This window comes from Chryseobacterium sp. HMWF035 (assembly GCF_003094695.1).
GTDB classification, from domain to species: domain Bacteria; phylum Bacteroidota; class Bacteroidia; order Flavobacteriales; family Weeksellaceae; genus Chryseobacterium; species Chryseobacterium gambrini.
This window is the reverse complement of record NZ_QEHP01000132.1, coordinates 1-14,963: the sequence shown is the minus strand read 5'-3', so window position 1 is coordinate 14,963 and position 14,963 is coordinate 1. Positions and strand designations below refer to the sequence as shown.

Annotated in this window: 13 protein-coding genes and 1 pseudogene; 7 read left to right on the top strand and 7 right to left on the bottom strand. The window is 35.2% G+C overall.

From position 1 onward, the window contains the following. The first annotated feature begins 99 nt into the window (after positions 1–99). Positions 100–252 carry an Arm DNA-binding domain-containing protein gene (locus tag DD829_RS20220; protein WP_116548099.1) on the top strand — a complete coding sequence of 51 codons (153 nt, stop codon included), beginning with the start codon at positions 100–102 and terminating at the stop codon, positions 250–252. Between the two features lie 58 nt (positions 253–310). Then, positions 311–673 (top strand): glycosyltransferase family 2 protein, encoded by a 363-nt coding sequence (locus tag DD829_RS20215; protein ID WP_116548098.1) that lies wholly within the window; start codon positions 311–313, stop codon positions 671–673. 84 nt (positions 674–757) lie between these two features. Here DD829_RS20215 and DD829_RS20210 read toward each other — a convergent pair whose 3' ends face one another. Continuing rightward, positions 758–1,774, bottom strand: coding sequence for an SDR family oxidoreductase (locus DD829_RS20210; protein ID WP_108409717.1), 1,017 nt, complete (start codon positions 1,772–1,774; stop codon positions 758–760). Positions 1,775–1,851: 77 nt separating this feature from the next. Next, on the bottom strand, positions 1,852–2,136 hold the full coding sequence (locus tag DD829_RS20205; protein WP_228408256.1) for a DUF1330 domain-containing protein: 285 nt from the start codon (positions 2,134–2,136) through the stop codon (positions 1,852–1,854). A gap of 177 nt (positions 2,137–2,313) precedes the next feature. Here DD829_RS20205 and DD829_RS20200 point away from each other — a divergent pair, with 177 nt between their 5' ends. The 3 genes and pseudogenes from DD829_RS20200 to DD829_RS20190 all read left to right on the top strand — a co-directional run bounded on the left by DD829_RS20200 (position 2,314) and on the right by DD829_RS20190 (position 4,721). After that, positions 2,314–2,745: a winged helix-turn-helix transcriptional regulator gene (locus DD829_RS20200; RefSeq protein WP_108409719.1), complete on the top strand. Its 432-nt coding sequence runs from the start codon at positions 2,314–2,316 to the stop codon at positions 2,743–2,745. Positions 2,746–2,903: 158 nt separating this feature from the next. Next, positions 2,904–3,707: pseudogene (locus DD829_RS20195) on the top strand (Tn3 family transposase); the annotation flags it as partial. Between the two features lie 60 nt (positions 3,708–3,767). Continuing rightward, on the top strand, positions 3,768–4,721 hold the full coding sequence (locus DD829_RS20190) for a tyrosine-type recombinase/integrase (RefSeq protein ID WP_116548097.1): 954 nt from the start codon (positions 3,768–3,770) through the stop codon (positions 4,719–4,721). 632 nt (positions 4,722–5,353) lie between these two features. Here the strand turns inward: DD829_RS20190 and DD829_RS20180 are convergent. Next, on the bottom strand, positions 5,354–5,530 hold the full coding sequence (locus DD829_RS20180) for a transposase (protein ID WP_108410556.1): 177 nt from the start codon (positions 5,528–5,530) through the stop codon (positions 5,354–5,356). A 161-nt stretch (positions 5,531–5,691) separates the two neighbouring features. Between DD829_RS20180 and DD829_RS20175 the strand changes: the two genes are divergently transcribed. Next, complete coding sequence (locus DD829_RS20175) at positions 5,692–6,606, top strand: IS1595 family transposase (protein ID WP_108410557.1); 915 nt, start codon at positions 5,692–5,694, stop codon at positions 6,604–6,606. A 32-nt stretch (positions 6,607–6,638) separates the two neighbouring features. On the opposite strand, the gene DD829_RS20170 is transcribed toward DD829_RS20175, so the two are convergent. From DD829_RS20170 to DD829_RS20150, 4 genes are all read right to left on the bottom strand, one after another. Continuing rightward, entirely contained in the window at positions 6,639–7,244 is a 606-nt protein-coding gene (locus DD829_RS20170; RefSeq protein ID WP_228408250.1) for a hypothetical protein, read from the bottom strand. Between the two features lie 57 nt (positions 7,245–7,301). Further along, entirely contained in the window at positions 7,302–10,643 is a 3,342-nt protein-coding gene (locus DD829_RS20165) for a beta strand repeat-containing protein (protein WP_108410559.1), read from the bottom strand. 516 nt (positions 10,644–11,159) lie between these two features. Then, a complete protein-coding gene (locus DD829_RS20155) occupies positions 11,160–11,516 on the bottom strand; it encodes a hypothetical protein (protein WP_108410561.1) in 357 nt (118 codons plus the stop codon). Between the two features lie 1,002 nt (positions 11,517–12,518). Continuing rightward, positions 12,519–13,037, bottom strand: a complete 519-nt coding sequence (locus DD829_RS20150) for a hypothetical protein (RefSeq protein ID WP_123906944.1) — start codon at positions 13,035–13,037, stop codon at positions 12,519–12,521. Between the two features lie 554 nt (positions 13,038–13,591). Between DD829_RS20150 and DD829_RS20145 the strand changes: the two genes are divergently transcribed. Continuing rightward, positions 13,592–14,611 (top strand): helix-turn-helix domain-containing protein, encoded by a 1,020-nt coding sequence (locus DD829_RS20145; protein ID WP_116548096.1) that lies wholly within the window; start codon positions 13,592–13,594, stop codon positions 14,609–14,611. The last annotated feature ends 352 nt before the right edge of the window (positions 14,612–14,963 follow it).

The window sequence follows — 14,963 nt, the reverse complement described above, 5'->3', positions numbered from 1 at the left end:
AGCATTCTTCAAATTTTATAATTCCTATATATTCTTTGTTTCTTCAAAGTTCTTGAATGCTTTTTTTGCAGGTGGGTTACTTCTAATTTTTTATTTTACATGTCATCTATTACTGCTATTTTAAGAAAGAAACCCAATAAACAGGGGCAATATCCCATCTACATCAGAATTACCAAAGAACGAAAATCTTCCTTTGTTGCTCTTGGTTATTATATTGGCGTCAGCTCACGAAAAGTAAAAAAACCGGGTTAAGGATAAAATTTATTAAAGTTTTGTTTTTTAATAGATTTATCCTTAATTTAATTTAACAATGATAAAAGTTTCTATCCTTATTGCAAATTATAATAATGGAGAATATTTTGTAGATTGCTATAATTCTTTAATTAATCAGACATATTATAATTGGGAAGCTATTATTATAGATGATGGATCAACAGATGATTCAGTAGAAACAATAAAGAAAATTATATCTAATGATGCACGATTTAAGCTATATGAAAATCAGATAAATGAAGGTCGCGGAGCTACGAAAAGAAAATGCGTGGAATATGCAGTTGGTGAAATCTGTGCTTATCTTGATCCTGATGAAGCACTTTATCCGGAAGTCTTGGAAAAGCCAGTTCACAGATATACTGAAAACGTTTTTGGGGCTTGCCGAAATGGGGGATTTTGAAATATGAATGTTCAAATTTAGCACTTCTGCCCACATTTTGGCAAACCCTATTAGCGGCTGGCATTTTGTTTTGGTCTTTTCTTTTTATTTCTTGATTGCTTTTTCCACCGATTTTGCTGTATCAATAACCGTTTTCTCAAAGTTGATGGGTGTCCAGTTAAATGTGTTCTTCGTGTTGCTTATGTCAGCTTCTATTGTATTTCCTACAAATGGTAACATTCCTTTCATTTCGTCATTAAAATTAGCCATAAATTTCAATAAAAATGTAGGTGCAAGTCTGGTGCTAACTTTATCATAACTATTTGCTTTTAAAATTTTTGCAATTTCTTGAATGGCAAAAGGCTTTTCAGATGTTACAATAAAACGCTTTCCATTTGCTTTTTCATTTTCCAATGCTGAAACGTGAATTGTTGCTACATCTCTTACATCAGACATTACCGAATACGCTTTTGGTAACATTGGGACTTGTCCTGTAATTAATTTTTTGAAAAAGTCCATCGCTTCCGTAGCCAAATTGCCTGTCAATGTTGGTCCATAAATTGGTCCGGGATTTACAACAACTAATTCTAATTTATTATCACCCGTTTGATTTTTTATAAAATCCCAAGCACTTTTTTCTGCAAGTGTTTTGCTTTTAAAGTAAGCAGTTACATTTCTTGCATTTAGATCTGTCCAACTTTCTTGATTTAATTTTATCAAGCCTTCTTTCCCTCCACTCATAGCCACAGTTGAAGAAGTAAGCACCAGTCTTTTTACTCCTGCTTTTTTTGCAGATTTCAAGGCTCTTAATGTTCCTTCAACAGCCGGTCTTATTAGTTCGTTTTCGTCTTTTGGTACTTTTACTACAAATGGCGAAGCAATATGAAGCACAAAATCACAACCTTCCATTGCTTCGTCCCAACCTTCATCTTTCATAAGGTCAAGTTCGCAAAATTCTAAATTTCCTTTTGGGTCAATTTCTTTTTTTATACCGTTAATCACTTCATCTGTTTTAGATAAACTCCTAACCGAACCTCTAACAGCATAACCTTTTTTTAATAATTCGACAGCACAATGTTGTCCAACAAACCCAGATATTCCTGTTACTAATACTTTATTCATTTTTTGAAAATTAATAGATCTAAAATAACAACCCAAACCCTTTTTACCGAGTTTGGATTGTCAAATTTGGTTTATGCCTACATTCCTGGTATAATTACCACTCTACCTGCTTCTGATTGCAGTTCGTTAATACGAAGGTTTTTATAGGGTTGATACTCCTCCGAGTTGTACCATCCTTCGGCTGCCTCCATACTTGGAAATTGAAGTACTGCTGCCCAATTTCCGTCCCATTCTCCTTCTTTTACATTTGGAGCTGGTGTTCCTGCTATCATTTGCCCTCCGTGTTTCATTAAAATAGGAATTGCAAATTGTGCATAGCGTTGATTAAGCTCTTCAAGGCTATTCACTTTCATTTGAACCATAATGTAGGCTGGTTTTGTAACCTGTGCACTTTCGGTGCTTTTTTCTTGATTGTCCATTTTTTTTAAATTTAAATTATTACTTTTGTATCGCAAGCAAAATTAGTAAATTACTTTTAATACGCAAGTGAAAAAAAAAGATAATTTGCAAAATGCAAGTAAAATTAACAGTTTGTTAAAATGAATTATAAATTTAGATGCAAATGCCCTATAACTTCTGCCATTGATATTTTAGGTGATAAATGGATTTTGGTTATCATCAAGCAAATGTTGATAGAAGATAGTATGACTTTTAAAGATTTTATTGAAAGTGATGAAGCCATTGCTACCAATATTCTTTCTTCTAAACTTAAATGTTTGGAAGAATTAGGAATTATTATAAAAAAACAGCTTCCTGATAATAAAAAAACTAATCTGTATCTGTTGACTGAAAAGGGTTTGGCTTTAACTCCTATTATTGTTGAATTGTCTATTTGGAGTGATGAAAATGTAAGGGAACTCAATAAAATAATGAGAGATAGTCCTGAAATAGCGATAATGAAAAGCGATAAAAATTCTTTTATCAAAATGATTATAGAGAATTATAAAGCAAAAACTGAAAAATTTTATTAAGATTTAAGTTTCTCTCTGTCAAGTTTGGTGTGTCCGCTAAAAATGCTATTGTAGCAACATATTCTAAAATGGTAGAGTGCGATGAAAATCTAAATCCGCAGAAAATTTTTGGCGGCATCAAGCAGATTTATAATACACCCTATTTCTTCATTTGTCCTACTAACGTCATCACTGTAGGTACAAGAGATGCTCCCTATACTCTGGACGGGCTTCTTTACCATGAATCGGATCTTCAGATTGAAGAGCATTATACGGATACTGCAGGGTTCACGGATCATGTATTTGCATTAATGCATCTTCTGGGATTTAAATTTGCTCCCAGAATCAGAGATCTGAATGAAAAAAAATTATATATTCCTCCTGGAAACCATGATTATTCTGTCCTATCGGAACATATCGGAGGAACTATTAATACTAAAATAATTACTCAAAACTGGGATGATATTCTACGACTGGCTACCTCTATAAAGAATGGAACAGTGACAGCATCTCTTATTATCCGGAAAATAGGAAGCTATCCCAGACAAAATGGACTTGCAACGGCTCTAAGAGAACTTGGGAAAATAGAAAGAACATTGTTTATGCTTGAATGGTATATGGATCCAACCCTGCGAAGAAGGGTTACTGTAGGATTAAATAAAGGAGAAGCCCGGAACGCCTTGGCAAGAGCAATATATTTTAACCGTCTTGGAGAGGTAAGAGAACGGAGCTTTGAAAGTCATCGATACAGAGCCGGAGGTCTCAATCTCGCTACAGCCTCCATTATTTTGTGGAATACAGTTTATATTGAGAAAGCAGTGCAGCACCTGAAAGAACAGGGTGAAGAAATTAATGAAGAATTTCTTCAGTATCTTTCTCCTTTAGGTTGGGAACACATCCATCTAACAGGGGATTATGTATGGAATAATAAAGTAACATTTAAACCGGGAGAGTTGAAACCATTAAGAACGAATAATTTATAACAACTATCAAAACAATAATTTATAATAGATTTTATCCTTAACCCGGTTTTTTTACTTTTCGTGAGCCGACCCCATATTGAGAAAGAACATTGGGATGAGAAAAACAAAAAAGTGCGAAAGTCTCACCCTAACGCAGTGCGTCTTAATAATCTTATTACGAAAAGAATTACAGAAACTGGAGGAAAACTGATCGAGATGGATGCTTCGGATAAGAATGTTTCGGTAAAAGCAATCCGAAAAAGGATCATCAATAAAGGAAATGACTTCTTCACTATTGCTGAAGATTATCTAAAAAATCTGGAAAGATTGGAAAAATATAATCAGTTATCTGCTGAGAAACCCAGAGTGGCACATTTTAAAGAATTTTTAAAGTGTAAAAAGTTTCCGATTGAGCAGATCGACGTTCCTCTGCTTAAGGGCTTTCAATCGTATCTGAAAGCAGAACGAGAAATTTGTGACCGGACTATTGTGAATCATTTGATTGTTATCAGAACGATTTATAACTCAGCGATCAAAGAAGGAATCATTGATAATAAGAACTATCCTTTTGGTAAAGATAAGATTCAAATAAAGTTTCCTGAGTCCATTAAAATTGGCTTAACTCAAGACGAGGTATTGGCAATTGAACAATTGGAATTAGATCCCAGCTCTAAGGAATGGTATACACGAAATGTATGGCTGCTGAGTTTTTATCTTGCTGGAATAAGAGTTGCCGATGTTTTGGAAATGAAATGGAAAGATGTTCAGGAAGGAAGATTGCGATATCAAATGAATAAGAACCAAAAAGTGGTTTCTCTAAAGATTCCCGAGAAGGCTTTAACGATTTTTTCGTATTATGAACCTTATAAAGTATTGAATGGAGGTTATATTTTTCCCGAATTGAAAGGCGTTGATGAGAAAGATTCTAAAGCGGTGTTGGCTGTCATCAGAAATGCCAATAAAAAGTTGAATAAATATTTAAAACGAATTGCCAAACTAGCAAAAATTAACAAAAATGTTACAATGCACATCTAAAGGCACACGTTTGGAAATATTTCAGGTGATAAAATCTCTGTTCAGATGCTTCAGAAATTATATCGACACTCCTCTATTACAACTACCGTAAATTACCAAGCTAACTTTATAAGTAAGGATGTGGATGATGCGCTGGATGCTGTTATTGATTTTTAAACGATTTAAAGAACTATTAATGGAATTACAAAATTTATCATGGAAATGAGACGGCTTCTTAAAATTCTGGTTATATATTGTTTCCCAAAAGCCAAGTAACTCCACCGTATTTCTGTTTCTCATCCAGTTTTGAATAATACTGTCGGTATGCTCTGTATCCTTATATCTTGCAGTATCCGTCAGCGAAATTTAATCCTCTTCCTTGTCCTGATACAAAACAATATCAATACCTTGTTGTACTTCTATTTTTTTGTTTTTTGCCATATCGAATTGTTTTACCTCATAAAATTATCACTATAACAAATTTATGGTATTCTCTGAAAAAAATCAATGAATTAAAGTTGTTCTATACAATTATCCTCCGCTATCTTGTGGCTTTTTAAATTGTAAATAAACTAAACCACTAAGGACTTAAGGTTTGTGGACTTAAAGTCCCCATTCGAGGGCTACTATTTGAGGATAAATTGCTCTTATCTTCATCGGTATGATTGCGATGATGCTCCAAACTCCTGATAATCTTTTCTCCATTTGTAAAACATTGCAACTGCAATATCCAGCTCTCTTGCCAGTTCTAAAATATTAGATCGCTCATAGCTCAATTGAACTGATTGCTTTTTAAAAGCCGAATCATAGATTTTTCGCCCTTGTTTCATACGTTAAAATTAAGGTTTTATGCCTAACAACTCCAACTGGAAGCTAAATTAGTATATCCACATCCTAAAGATAGAGGTCTTTTCACATTTATTAAAATAATAATGAATATCCGTAAAATAACCTAAAATTCACTATCTTTGTGTTAGTCAAATAAATAACGATGAATTTATTTAGTTTTACAGCTCATTTTGGCACAGAAGAAGATTGCAGAATTCATTTTAAAGAACAGAGAGATTTGCAAGGCGTTATTTGTACGAAATGTAACGGTAAAGATCATTACTGGAAGAAAGATAAGTGGAGTTATGAATGTAAAAACTGTAAATACCGAACCTCTCTGCGAAAAGGAACGATTATGGAGTTTTCAAAATTGTCCTTTTTAGTTTGGTACAAAGCCATGTTTTTAATGAGTGCTACTAAGAAAGGTTTTTCGGCAAAAGAGATTCAAAAACAATTGGGATTAAAAAGATATGAACCCGTTTGGTCTATGGTTCACAAATTAAGAACCGCTATGGGAAACCGTGACTCTATGTACACATTGGAAGGAATGATTGAATTTGATGAAGCCTATTACACCGTAGAATCCAGCGAAATAGAACAGGAAAAAGGGATTCGTGGAAAAGGAGCTGTAGGAAAGCAGAACGTTGCAATGATGGCAGAAAGTACCTTTTTGGAAAATGTTGAAACAGGCAAAAAGGAAAAGCACGTTCGTTTCTTTAAAGCCAAGGTTTTGCAAGGGCATGATTCAGAAGAAATTAACGAAATTATTCAAGAATCAATAGATAATCAAAGTATCGTGTTTACGGATAAAAGTACATCGTATGTTGATATTGCAGATTTTGTAGAACTTCACGTGATGGAAAAAAGCTCAAAAGAAACTACGAAAGAAACTTTAAAATGGGTCCATATTGCAATAAGCAATGCCAAAAGAAATCTTCTTGGAAATTATCATAAAATAAAAAGAAAATACCTTCAATTGTACTTAAATGAGTTTGTTTATAAACTGAATCGAAGATATTTTGGAGAAAAATTGTTTGATAGGCTCATTATTGCTAACATTAAAGAATTAGGCAAATAAACGGATATTCATAAAAGAATAAGTCAATTATTTTATTTCCAATAATTCCAAACATTACCATCAAATAAAGCGATGGTTTTACTTGTGGTATCATAACACAACATTCCAGGATATGGGCTTTTTACAGTTAGATGTGGAGTAGCTATCCTTGGAAGGATCATAGCCTTATTAGAAGATTCTAAAACTAATACACCTTTGGCATTACTTGTAGCCGAGCCTATAATAACCCCTTGGTTTGCTGTTGATTCGGTTGAAGTATTCGCTATAATTGACGCTGAGTTTCCAGCCGGGCTTAGATCAACCCATGTGCTATTTTCGTACATTTTTATTTTCCCGGTGCTTATATCAAAAAGAAAAGTTCCGTTATTGTATGTAGTGTTGGTTGCGAGTGCATTGGATACATTTGTAACCGCTGGAAGGATAATCCCATTGGTATTGGTAGCGGTATTATTAAAATCCAAAAGTGTACTTGTACCTTCTACGCTTTGCTTGCCACCAATTGAAACTTGGGCATTTGCAGCAGTTGAAAGCATAGAAAAGGCTATTATAACTATATTTTTTTTCATTTTAATGTATTTGTCTAAAATTGATAATATGTGTTTTGTAATAAAAATTAGCAGGCTTAATACCCTTGCCAAGATTTATAATCTTGGCAAGGGTCCTTTACTCCCTTTTTTGATTTTTAAGATATGCTCTTAGTCGTTACAGGTTTTTTTGATGCAATTCCAAACAGTACCGTTGTAGAGTTTTACACAATTTGCATCCATGTCGTAGATAATCATTCCCTCTTTTGGGTCAGTAATTTGTGCTTCATTTTGAACCCTTGTAATTACAAATCCTTTTTCTTTAGATTCTAGAGCCATAAAACCATTTGGGATATTTTCTGGCCATGCAGATTGTTTTTGCTGCACAGTAATACCCATTTTGGTATATTGCGTTGGTGATCCTGTTGCAGCAGGTTTTGTGCAGGCGCAGGTAGTGTTAATCACGTTTTGGGTAACCGTTTGTGTGTATCCATTACCATAATTAAATGTCCAAGTAACCACCGTTGTTCCTTGTGTTGTTATTGGGAAAGTGGTGGTAGTAGTTGCGGTTATCACACCTGCACAAGGATCGCTTAATGTAGGCGCTGTAAGTGTTGTATTACATTGTGCTGTTATATCTGCAAGTGCAGTTGGCAATGTAGAAGCATTGATAGTGATAATTGCCGTTGTGGTATTGGCGCAAGTACCATTAGTAAAACTATAGGTTACTGTATGGTTACCTGTTGTACTTGCTGCTAAATTGATAGCGCCTGTAGATGCATTGATGCTTACACCAGCGTCTGATGAATACGTACCTCCTGTAACCCCAGATTGCGTAACTGTTGCTGTACCACGTTTACAATACGGACTATTTGAGTAAGTGATAGTTGCAATTGGTAACGGATTGATGGTGACTGTTACTGGCTTTATGGTATAACAGCCATTGCTGTTAGTTCCTTTTATGTAGTATGTCCCGCTAACAGCTATGGCACTTGGCGAAGCCAAAGTAGTTGTAGCTACAGCATCTGTAAAATAGGTATAGGTTAAACCGGCATCGCTACCTGTGGTAACTGCCACTGGCGTAATACTTACTGTGTTAGGAAAACATACCGCTGCTGGATTGGTTATTACTACCGTTGGGTTTGCCAAAATAGTTATCGCTACGTTACCCACACTGGTGGCGTTGCAAGGCGCGCCAAGCGTTATTGTACAGCTGTAATTGTTTACACCCACAGACATATCTGCAACAGAAATAACAGGATTTTTGAGATTACTATTGGCTGCGGTAATGCCATTACCTGTCCAGGCGTAGGTAGCACTAGGAATGTTGACATCTAATGTAAGCATTACAGTTTCTCCTGTATGAGTATTGCATAATGACTGATCACCCGGAACACCATTTACAGAAACTACCGGAGCGGCTGCCACACCTATCTGAGCAGATTGCGTAATAACATTACCACACCCGTCTTTTACTTTAAAGTAATACGTACCACTAGCCAAACCACTAAAACTATTGCCACTTTGGTAAGCACCAAAAGTTGCACCACCATCTAGGCTTAATGCATACTCTAGCGTATTACCCGGTGAGGGAGAATTGGTAGTTGCCACAATGGTTAAAGTGCCATTAGTTGCACCTGCGCTACAAACATAGCCACCTGTATTGGTGGTATCTACTGTTATTGCATTGGCTGCGGAATAGGTTACGGTTTGGGTAAGTACATTAGTAGAACCACCTTTTATACGTAAACCAAAAACATACGTGCCATAAGACAAACCATTAAAAGGCAACGATGCTGTTGTACTTGCCAAATCACGAACTTGCCCTACACTTGTGGGACCGGAAACGATGATGACTTGGTAAGCACTTTGCACATCAAACGTACCGTTCATTACATAATTAAAACCACCACAAACTGGAGTAAGTGTGTTGCCTGATAAACTAGCATTATAACCTTGTACCACTACATTGATTAATTTTGTACCACAACCCGAACTAACACTTAATGTATAATTACCTTTTGGCCAATAGCCCACTGGATCCGTAGCATTAATATTGGTAACATTCCAATTACCATTTCCCTGCAAAGTGCCACTTACACTAGCTCCAACACTTACCAAAGGATTGCTAGAGGCTATAACGGTAGCGGTAACCGCATCTCCCGCTAATGATGGGGCAACATTTATTCCTAAAACACCATAGTTCAAATTATTTAAAGATTGCTGTGTACCAAACGCAAATTGTGTAACAACAAATTGTGGTGTAGCTGGTATACCTACATTTTGGGCTGTATTACTGTATAAACTCGAAGTATAGCCCGAAGCATCAACATAAGTATAATGATAGGTAGCACCTGGCGTAAAACCACTAAAAGTTTGTCCATTTGTAGTTTGGGTCACCGTAACTACATCGGCTGGGTTGGTGGTATTGGTAAACACAAAATTAATGGGTAAGCAACTCATTCCTGCACCAATACCTACTTTTACTTGTGCATTGCCACAGCTATTTTGTCCGCCAATGCCTGAATGTACTTTATTATAATTTACTATTGAAAATTCTTTAGTATTGCCACAGGCATCAATCAATACAATTTTTGTATTGGGTTCGTCTGCTAATATTGCTGCTCTAGTAGCTACCAATGGCATTGAAACATTATTTGTAGATGCTAAATACCCTGCACCAGTTGTATCTGAATAACCATCGGCATTGGTGTCTTGTCCGTATAATACGCCTTGAAATTTTATTTTCCAAGTAAACAAAGCTGCATCGGCTGTCGATAAAGCAGAACCAGTGGTAACATATCTAAACCCAAGTTCATTAACCATTCGCAATGGCGAAGAACAATTTCCAACGACACTACGGCTAACATAGGCAACACTTCCTAACTTAATATCTGCCAAACTAACCGTAGGGTTACTAATGCTTGTTGCACCTGTAACGGTTTGTCCACAAGCATCGGTAACACTTACCAAATAACTACCTACTGGCAAAGCTGCAAAAGTGTAGCTTGCAGATGCAGTACTGACACCGGTTTCTAAATAAGTGCTTGGTGCTGCTTGCGTAGCAATTTTGTAAACAAAAGGGCTTTTGCCACCAGTAACAGTGGTTGTTAGTGCAACTGATGCGCCTGTACAAGTTGCTACTTTTGTAGGTGTGGTAACACTCATAGCCGTATACCCATCGGTAACCGTTATACTTGCACTACTGTATATAGTGCCACCAGACAAGGCTCTGCCTTTTAGCACATAAGTGCCACTTACTAAACCAATAAAGGTGGTTGTGTTGGTAAATTGTGTAGCATCACCTGAAACCGGTGCAACGACTACACCAGATTTTAGCAACTGGTACTGTGGTGTTGCTCCAAGTCCTGTGCTGCTTGCTGTTACAATACCACTGTTTTGACAGCCCGTGTTGCTAGGTGTGCCAGAAACAGTTTGCGCCAAAGCATAATTGCCTATAAATGACGTGGCTAAAAGCACCATCATTATTAATAAATTAATTTTTAATTTCATCTTTTGTTCATGTATGTGTTTAAGATTTTCACGTGTGTGTTTTGTGTCATTTTAATTTTTTTTGCTGTGTCTTTTTTTTCATTGGTTCTATTGTTGGTTGATTCCCCAATTGGGTGCTAAGTGTTGCTTATGTACAACCAGTTTGTTGCGCTGAGACCTTTAGGTTCGGTGTAACCAAAGCATCTAAACCAATTATGTAGAAATAAATCTATATCAACAAGCATCTTCATTACTACCCTACACCTGCGCCGTCTTGCCTTTTAGGCGGGGTGGAGCACCTTGTAGCTGGGGCGTTGCACTTTTTTGCTGCGATGCCGAAGGTTTAGGCTTCTCTGCCGAAGTTTTAGGGTTGGTACCCCCACCTTTTCCCTCCTGCCTTTGAGGTTCGTAGCCGAACCTTTGGGTTGGGGAGGGATACCCTATAGGGTGGGTATCCACCGCATAGGGTACGTTTTCGCTAAGGTGTTTCGTTTGGAGTGCCTCCGGAAGATGATGTATTAGTTGCAAAGCGCGCCTTTAGGCTGTCGTACACGACACCTGCACCAGATATCCCAGCCTCTGCCGCGGCAGAAAATAGGCGATAACCAGTGCAGTAAGCTCATCTAGCTGGGTAAAGAGTTGCAAATCCGTCTTCATAGGTGCCGCATCCAGATAGCCTGGCAGCATATCGCTATTGTTTGCAATGGCATTAATGGCGTCTTCGGTAAAGGCTTTGTTTGCGACATTTATTTTGGGGTGGGCTATTCTTTCGTATGTAGTTAGCCCCAATAGCATGGGCAGTTGCGTATACATGTTTTGGATAGAAGTTTTAACTGCGTTAATCTGTGCAGGAGTAAGGCCGGCGTTCAGCCGGTTGTTGGTAATGTTAGCCATGTGCTTTTATTGTGTGTTTAACTAAAACATGAAATATCGGAGTTGCAAAAGAGACTTTATATTTCGGGTTACAAATTTTGTATGTTTTCTCCGATGCAAAAAACATACGCTCACACAATTTATAAATTGTTTGGTTTTTGTTATTAAAATACTGATAATAAATATTTTATAAAACGGTATAAACAAAAAATTTATAAAATATTTTATTGTTTTTTCTAAGTACATGACAAAAATTGTAATACATTGATATTCATTTTTTTAAACTATTCATAAGTATATTATTGAGATGATTTAACCCATATTTAAAAACACTTAAGGCTTTTCGAGGTCACTGAAAAAGTCTTTTAAAAGAAAAAAAGAAGATGTATCACAACTAAATGATGTGGGTTGAGAATCGTTTAAACGAAAACCCTTCTCGTATAGGGATACAGGAAAATTTCATAAAAAAGGCCGTTTTCACGAGTTGTGAGACGGCCTCTTTTTTATTTGTTTGAAAATTAGTGTTTTAAAAAATATTAAATTTTAAATCACTAACCAAAAATACTCAATTTCTAAAAATGAGCCACTTTTTCAGTGACCTAGGCTTTTCTTTGGTGTTTTTTTATTTTTATGGCTTTAATATTCTGATCTACAAAATCACCAATCTTGTAACACCAAACTAAGGCTATCATTACGATCATAAATAATTTCTCTAATCTCTTCTGGTCCGTCACATGTGTGCTTTCAATATTAAATCCGCTGCTTTTAAAAGCTTTAAAAAGGGTTTACTCATTAGTTTATATTTTTCTATGGTATTCGTGATGCGCTTCGCAATTCTATCTGCCATCTTTTTTTATAATACTCCAAAGATTATTCAGGTTTATTAAAGGAAACCAGAATTAAAATATTGAGTTTACCCTCTTTATCAAAACCCTTCACACCAGACACATAGCATAGAGCATCGTTGATTTTTACTATTTTCGGATGATGATAAAACTCGCCTTTCTTTAATTTGTTAAACAGTCAAAACACAGGTTTTTCCTGATTTCTATCAAAGCAAAATACCTTGAAGTTTTTCCTTAGCCGAATATAATACCTTATGTTGTTTTTGTTTAAAAACTCCAGCCAGTGATGCCCTACAAATTCCCTGTCCGCCAGTAAGCAATTAATACAATCCCTGCCAAACCAGGTGATGAACTGTCTTATTAATTCTATTCTTTCTGTGGTGTCAGAATTACCTCTTTTATCTAATATCCTGAACATGATAGGAATAGCAATATTTTTATAGTAGATTCCAAGCATCAGGATATTGATATTTGAACTTCCAAACTTCCAGTTAGTACGATCCAGCACCAAAACCAGATTTCCCTTTTCAGGCAAAATACTAAATATAAAACTGAAAATCAACTTCATGGGCAAATCAAAATCTGCCATAAACCTTTGTATTCTCCGGAAGGAACTTCCCGCTGTGGCATTACTGTCAAAAGCATTAGCCAAAGACAGGTAATTAACTGTTTTTACTTTACATAAAGCTAAAATCAAAAGTGAATAAATTTCAAGCGGGCTTTATTGATTTTTGTTTCAAAATTATGCTCTAAAACTGAATCTAATTCTATAACTTTATAATCTTGACTGGTATTGGTATACTTAGTTGAATGCCTGAGAAACATCTTCTAATTTACTAAATATCATTCATTTAAACAAATGTAAATATTTTATCTTGTTGATTTTAAAGACTTTGAAACTTTTGTCATGTACTAAATTGTTTTTTATAAATTGTGTTATCTTTGGCGTGGCAAAGCTCTTGCTTTCGACAAAAAATCGCACAAAAAATATCTATATATTTTTAGTGCTGTTATTTTGTATAAAATAGAGCTCTATTTTTTATAAAAAAGTGTCGACATAATAATTTTGCTTTCAGGAATCTGGTACATTCATACATAGGGAGCAATAAACGGTTTGAACGTTCACGATATTGGCGTGAGTCTTTCTTGTTTATTCCCTAACGGTTTACCAGAACCTCCTGTAGATAAATAAGTAGTATGGCTCACGCTTTTTTATGTAATAGGCTTTAATTTACCCGAAAGTGTACGTTTATGGAAGATTTTAAAGAAAAACTGGCTAATAAAAGGAAAGAATTCGGGAGAAATTTTATATTATCTCTTTTGGGGATATTTTTATTGTACATATTTTTTGCTATTTGGTTACGAAAAACACACCCAGAATTACCACAAGTCCCTATTTTAGTATATATTTTTTCTTTTGTAGCTACAGGCTATTTAGGTTATTTATTTTCAAAAACTACATTTAGTTTTCAAACAACATACACTATTATTGCTACTACTTGTAGCTGTTTGGTTTTTTATTTGTGCCTGTTGCTGTGTCATGTATGTACAACTATATTTTATTTTTATGTTCCAATAATACTGTTGGTACTATTGATTAGTGATATAAAAACTACCGCTATAGTGACCATTTTTATTATTTTATTAAGCGCTTTTACTAAAAATTTGGCTGAATTTTTCAATTTATCTCAGCCAAAATCATCATCAATTTTGAATTCTGAAGTTTTAAACTACATTGAGTGGATTGAGGTTTTTATAGTGTCCTATTTGTCATTTTATATCTTATATTATTATAACGAACTGAAAAAAATAGAGGCAACCTTTGCCAGTGAAGTTTTCCATATCCAGATACAAGAAGATAATCCCCCAATTGATAAGATTCTCAAAACTATAACGCCGCCATTGCCTGATCAGCAAGACGATAAACTGGATGTCCTGTATCAAAAGATAATAGATCTTTTTGAGACCCAAAAGCCTTACCAACACTCGGATTTTAACCTGAAAAAACTGGCAGATATATTATACACCAATACCACTTATGTCTCCAAAGCCTTAAACATATGCGGAGGTAAAAAATTCAATCAATTTGTAAATGAATATAGAATAAATCAGGTGAAGAAAGAAATCGAAAATAAAATTCACCAAAAATTTACATTAGAGCATATCTATACCAATGCGGGATTTTCTCAACAAGCTACTTTTAATAGAATATTCAAAGAGCAGACTGGGCTTACACCATCAGAATATATAGAAAATAGAAGTAGATGTTAAAACTATAGCTTTTTTTTACTTAGATAAAAAAACATTCATTGAAGTTGTTTAGAGCCTGTTTAAATTTTAATGAAAAATTTTGTTAAAGGCTTTCCGAGGCTGGATATTTGGAAAAAAATAAAATGTACCCAACCGATCTAAACAGAAAGCCAATGGCAATATATAAAGAAAACGATGAATCTGAAAGAGCGAAAAAGAAAATATTCTCTTATGGTTATTTGGAATACGCTATTATATGTAATAAAAACAGGTTGCCAATGTTCTTTCTCAATATGGGGTCGGCTCACGAAAAGTAAAAAAACCGGGTTAAGGATAAAATCTATTATAAATTATTGTTTTGATAGTTGTTATA